Source organism: Flavobacteriales bacterium (assembly GCA_013001705.1).
GTDB lineage: Bacteria > Bacteroidota > Bacteroidia > Flavobacteriales_D > JABDKJ01 > JABDLZ01.
The window spans coordinates 1-5,475 of sequence record JABDLZ010000016.1; the positions used below are offsets into that span (position 1 = coordinate 1).

The following is a 5,475-nucleotide window of genomic DNA, read 5'->3' on the forward strand; positions in this document are numbered from 1 at the left end:
CTCCCATCTCAAAGGGGAGTCACCACAAGGCCATTTTCTCGGAGAGGAGAAAGGTGGGCATTTCATCCCTTCTACTTTTCTCGCCCGTTCAGGCCTGCTCACGAATCCGGAGCACGTGGAATTCGACCTACATCAAGCACTGGCCTATTTACGCAGAGAGACCTTCCCACTGAATAGCGAGATATCGGATGGCTGGTATATTGTCAGATTCAACAAGGCAGTCCTCGGGTGGATGAAGGTTGCGGCCGGAAAGATGAAGAACCATTACCCCAAGCGATGGATGATCCGCAAGCGATGGTGACTCTACTTGGCCGTCAGAGCCAGTGCGAACATCTTCATCTGTTGCACCATGGAGGCCAGTCCGTTGCTCCGCGTAGGAGATAGATGCTCGTGTAAGCCTATGTCTTGAATGAAATGAAGGTCAGCTTTGACAATCTCCTCTGGCCGTGCCTCTGAAAGCACTTTGATCAGCAAGGAGATGAGCCCTTTGGTGATAATGGCATCGCTATCGGCCAAGAAAGTGACTTGTCCTCCGTCTTCTTGAGCGGTCAACCACACTTTGGATTGGCAACCTTTTATCAGATTCTCATCCACATGGTCTGATTCGGGTAAGGGAGCCAACTCCTTTCCCAGATCGATGATCAGGCTGTACTTATCCATCCAATCATCGAAGAGCTCGAATTCCTCTATGATCTCCTTCTGCCGCTCCTCTATCCGGTCCATTCAGTCCAATTGCATTTCGGGCACCTCATCGGGCACCACCAGACGGCCTTCCGTGGCCATTTTGACTTGATCCACGCTCACCCCGGGAGCTCGTTCTCTGAGTACGAATCCATCTTCAGTGATGTCCATGACGGCCAGATTGGTGACCACTTTTTTCACACAGTTCACACCTGTGAGCGGCAAGGTGCATTCGGAGAGGAGTTTGGATTGACCGGCCCTATTGGTATGCATCATGGCCACGATGATATTCTCAGCACTGGCTACCAGGTCCATCGCACCGCCCATGCCTTTGACCATTTTGCCAGGAATCTTCCAATTGGCGATATCTCCATTGTCGGCCACCTCCATGGCACCGAGCACAGTGAGTTGGATGTGCCGTCCTCTGATCATGGCAAAACTGGTAGCACTGTCGAATAGACAGGCACCCGGCTTGAGGGTCACGGTCTGTTTTCCGGCATTGATGAGGTCAGCATCTTCTTCACCCTCATAAGGGAATGGACCCATGCCCAAGATCCCATTCTCACTTTGGAACTCCACATGGATTCCCTCGGGAACGTGATTGGCGATCAATGTAGGTATGCCGATACCCAGATTGACATACCAGCCATCCTGGAGTTCCTGTGCGATGCGTTTGGCGATTCCGTTCTTATCCAACATAGCTCTTCTTATTTAGCTCGGACCGTTCGTTGTTCGATGCGTTTCTCATATCCGCTTCCTTGGAAGATGCGCTGAACGAATACTCCCGCTGTATGGATCTGATTGGGGTCCAGTTCACCCGGTTCTACCAGCTCTTCTACTTCAGCGATGGTGATGGTACCGGCCATGGCCATGGCAGGATTGAAATTCCGAGCGGTGCCTTTGTAGATGAGATTACCGAATCGATCCCCTTTCCACGCTTTGACGATCGCAAAGTCAGCCGTTAGGGCAGATTCAAGTATATGCGGTTTGCCATCGAATTCACGCACCTCTTTTCCCTCACCCACCTCGGTACCATAGCCGGCAGGTGTGAAGAACGCGGGGATTCCGGCTCCTCCTGCACGACAACGCTCGGCCAATGACCCTTGGGGTATCAGGTCCACTTCTAATTCACCACTGAGCATCTGGCGCTCGAATTCATCATTCTCCCCTACATAGGACGAGATCATCTTGCGAATCTGGCGCTTCTGTAGAAGTAGCCCCAGTCCGAAATCATCGACTCCAGCATTATTGGAGATACAGGTCAAGCCGGTGACCCCACTCTTGACCAATGCCGAGATACAATTCTCCGGTATGCCACATAATCCGAAGCCTCCGAGCATCAGGGTCATATTGTCTTCTATGCCGGAGATAGCCTCTTCTGCGTTCGATACTACTTTGTTCATCTAGCTGGGGAATTAAGGTCTGCTAATGTAAGAAGAGTGGCCTTCTTATTTGCTGCTCTGGAATATACGTAGGCGATGGTCGAGGCCTTTCACTGGTACTTGCTCCCTATTCCAGATGTAGATCACCAACTCATTCTCGGCCTGTCCATCCCCATCTGCAAAAAGGGTAGTCCGAAGTACGGGATCATCCTGCTCATAGCGCCAGTCCATTTGATAGGGAACATAGGCCACGGTCTCCTTTTGGGGGTTCTGGATGTTCAGAACGACTGTCAATGGAGTGGGAGGAGACCCATCGGGATATTCCACCGTCAGCTCGGCCAGATAATGGCCTTCTCCAGCCACCTTGATTCTCAACAACTCATAAAATTCACTCTGCAGTTCTTGTCCGGTTGCTTCTCGCGTGGTGAGAAGTTCCATACGAGATGCTGAGGCCTCTCTCCACAGACTGTTGCCTGATACTTCATCAAAGGTCACTTGCCTGTGACCTGGAGGAGCTGTAAGTCCATCATCCGCACGCAGTAGAATGAAGTCTGCATCTGATTCCGGGTAGTTGTGATGCACCATGGCAGGTACGGAATGACCATCTAAGCGTGCGCTCATCATGTAAGAGAGGGTCATGGTATGATATCCACTCACAGAAGGCAGCCTTCCCTCTTCCGACTCGAAGTTCTCTATCTCGGCAAAGAAGGATGCTGGCACGCGTTCGCGATAAAGGAAGTCCACATGATCGAGATTCATGTTGAGAAGGAAGTGGATCGGGAGAACGAACAGAAGACTTGCAACAGCAGTCTTAGCGGCTTGGGATATACTCAGTTCTTGTACCGCCTGTATGAAACCCGCGATAAGCAGGGGATAGAGGTATAGGGCCACACGGTCCTCTGGATAATGTGTGCCCAGTATGTAGTGACTCAAGAATATCCCCATGACAGAGCCCAGAAGCAATAGATGGATGAATCGGGCGGCTATGGCCTGGCCTAAAGGGAAATGGGTACGGTATTGCATGAGGTCCACGAACACGAAGAGCCCCATTCCCAAAAGCGCATACGGGGCGACCGAACCATCACCTACCAGATACCTTCCCAGTGATGAGAGGGTGCGGTTCCAGAAATTCCCCTCCGAGCCGTAGTACAGTGCACCGTGTGACTTGAGCCAGAATGAGAGGGCTACCGCAAAAATGAGCACAAGGATTGTCCACAGGACCGGAATAATTGCTCTGCGCTCAGAGGAGGAGTTCGTAGCTCGGATCACCAATAGAGCACCCAGTATCAGACAGGGGAAAAGATAGGTGAGACTGGCCGAGAGACAAAGCAACATGAAGACACTCAATGCCCACACCTGAGCGCTTTTTCGGGTGCTCAGATACTCCTCGAAATGGTAGAGTACTCCTATGAAAAAGGCCAAGGCCAGACCGTATCCGCGACTCAGAGCAAAGAATTCGATGGCGTAATGACTGCCTAGGATACCCAGGATGAATGCCCAGCGAAATACCGGATGCGAGTATCGCCTTGAGAATTTGAAGACATACACGGCCAACACGATGAAACCGAGCCCATTGGCCAAACGAAGACTCCAAGAGTGAGTGCCCAATAAACGATCGAAACCGATGGACAACAGGCTGTTGAGGGTGTGGTTATTGGCATCTACATGTGCGAGCCAAGGCACCCATTCTCCGGAGAGGACATAGTAAACGTAGGTAGCTACCTCATCATGCACCAGAGGCACATGAATGCTGCGTAAGATGATGTAGAGGAAGAGAAAGAGGCAAAGGAGCCCATACACCACGCGCTCTTTACCGGTCATCTGGGTCAGTCGAAGAGGTCATCATCACCACTATCGAACTGGATGGGATCCCGTTCTCGCATGGCCTCACAATCCAACTCGTGCTCGATACTCAGCCCCGGGGGTGAATCGAAATCCCTGGGTTTGAAGCCCAGACTCTCATCGGCATAGGCATCCTTGGCAAAATATCCCCAGATGGGAAGGGCCATGTTGGTCCCCATACCTAGTTGTAAGGAGCTGAAGCGTACTCCGCGATCCTCGGCACCCACCCAGATGCCTGTACTGAGATCCGGGGTCATTCCAATGAACCATCCATCCGATTGATTCTGCGTGGTGCCTGTCTTACAGGCCAGCTTGATGTCCTTGGAGATACCGTCATACTTACGCGCATCCAGATCCATTCTCAAGCGCATAGCCGTTCCAGAAGAGCGTTGTTTATGTTCATTATACGCGCCATCTACAGTACCCTTCATCATTTCGAGCATGATCTGGGCGGTGCGCTGGTCTAGCGCCTCGTTGGTCTCAGGTACCACATCATAGATGCTGTTGCCGCTCTTGTCCTCCACCCGTGTGATGATGATAGGCTCCACATAGACTCCTTGATTGACAAAGACGTTATTGGCTGCAGTGATCTCATAGACCGATAGGTCGGCTACTCCTAAACATAGACTGGGTACGGGAAGCAGGTCGCTTTTAATTCCCATATCCCTCGCCAATTTCACCACAGGTTCTGGGCCGAACTGTTTCATGAGATAGGAGGTCATGGTATTGACCGAATTGGCCAATCCCCATTTCAGGGTGGCCATATATCCATAGTCACGGTCCGAGTCCTGTGGAGTCCAGTCCTCTTGCAGGTTGAATGTCCCTTTCTCAAAGGTGGTAGGCACTTTGGGAATCTCCATGCAGGGAGAGAAGCCCTCTCGTATGGCAGTAGCATAGATGATCGGTTTGAAGGTCGAGCCTACTTGGCGCTTTCCCTGCTTCACATGATCGTACTTGAATTGCTTGTAGTCTATGCCACCCACCCATGCCCGCACAAAGCCTGTACTCGGCTCCATGGACATCATACCGGCCTGTAAGAAGGACTTATAGTACTTGATGCTGTCATTGGGACTCATCACCGTATCCTTCATCCCATCCCATGAGAATACGGACATCTCTTTGGGAGTGTCGAAAAGCGCATCGATCTCCTCTTGGCTGCGCTTTTTCCGCTCACGGCCGCAGTCGCTATGCGAACATTTGAGTAACGCACCTTCTTCAGATGCAACTTCCTCCATGGTGCCTACCCGCTCGCAATTCCCGCATAGCTCACCATTGAGTATGCGATAATAGAAACTTCTCTTTCTGGCTGCAGCCATGATGCGGTTGATATCGGACCTACTCAGATCATTGGAGAAGGGCGGATTCCGCAATGAGCGCATGTAATTGTCGAATTGCCCTTGTAGTTGATTTTTGAGATGAGTTCGCACTGCATTCTCAGCATATAACTGCAAACGAGAGTCGATGGTGGTGTACACCTTCAATCCGTCACTGTAGATATCGTACGGCTTGCCACTCTCTGGATTGAGGATCTTATAGTTGCCATCCTCATCCGTCTGTTCCAAAATGGTCT

General features: G+C 51.2%; 6 protein-coding genes. 1 reads left to right on the forward strand and 5 read right to left on the reverse strand.

The window, feature by feature from the left end; genetic code table 11:
• A partial coding sequence (locus tag HKN79_00440) for a hypothetical protein (GenBank protein ID NNC82019.1) occupies positions 1 to 301 on the forward strand: 301 nt, incomplete at its 5' end.
• A gap of 2 nt (positions 302 to 303) precedes the next feature.
• Here the strand turns inward: HKN79_00440 and HKN79_00445 are convergent.
• The 5 genes from HKN79_00445 to HKN79_00465 form a co-directional block, all read right to left on the reverse strand.
• Positions 304 to 723 carry a SufE family protein gene (locus HKN79_00445; protein ID NNC82020.1) on the reverse strand — a complete coding sequence of 140 codons (420 nt, stop codon included), beginning with the start codon at positions 721 to 723 and terminating at the stop codon, positions 304 to 306.
• Positions 724 to 1,380 (reverse strand): CoA transferase subunit B, encoded by a 657-nt coding sequence (locus tag HKN79_00450; GenBank protein NNC82021.1) that lies wholly within the window; start codon positions 1,378 to 1,380, stop codon positions 724 to 726. It abuts the gene before it with no gap.
• 8 nt (positions 1,381 to 1,388) lie between these two features.
• Positions 1,389 to 2,084 (reverse strand): CoA transferase subunit A, encoded by a 696-nt coding sequence (locus HKN79_00455; GenBank protein ID NNC82022.1) that lies wholly within the window; start codon positions 2,082 to 2,084, stop codon positions 1,389 to 1,391.
• 45 nt (positions 2,085 to 2,129) lie between these two features.
• Positions 2,130 to 3,884: a hypothetical protein gene (locus tag HKN79_00460; protein ID NNC82023.1), complete on the reverse strand. Its 1,755-nt coding sequence runs from the start codon at positions 3,882 to 3,884 to the stop codon at positions 2,130 to 2,132.
• Positions 3,885 to 3,889: 5 nt separating this feature from the next.
• A partial coding sequence (locus tag HKN79_00465) for a hypothetical protein (GenBank protein ID NNC82024.1) occupies positions 3,890 to 5,475 on the reverse strand: 1,586 nt, incomplete at its 5' end.

Coding starts and splice junctions, on each gene's coding strand:
- HKN79_00445 (NNC82020.1), bottom strand. CDS start 723: ATGGACCGGATAGAGGAGCGGCAGAAGGAGATCATAGAGGAATTCGAG.
- HKN79_00450 (NNC82021.1), bottom strand. CDS start 1,380: ATGTTGGATAAGAACGGAATCGCCAAACGCATCGCACAGGAACTCCAG.
- HKN79_00455 (NNC82022.1), bottom strand. CDS start 2,084: ATGAACAAAGTAGTATCGAACGCAGAAGAGGCTATCTCCGGCATAGAA.
- HKN79_00460 (NNC82023.1), bottom strand. CDS start 3,884: ATGACCGGTAAAGAGCGCGTGGTGTATGGGCTCCTTTGCCTCTTTCTC.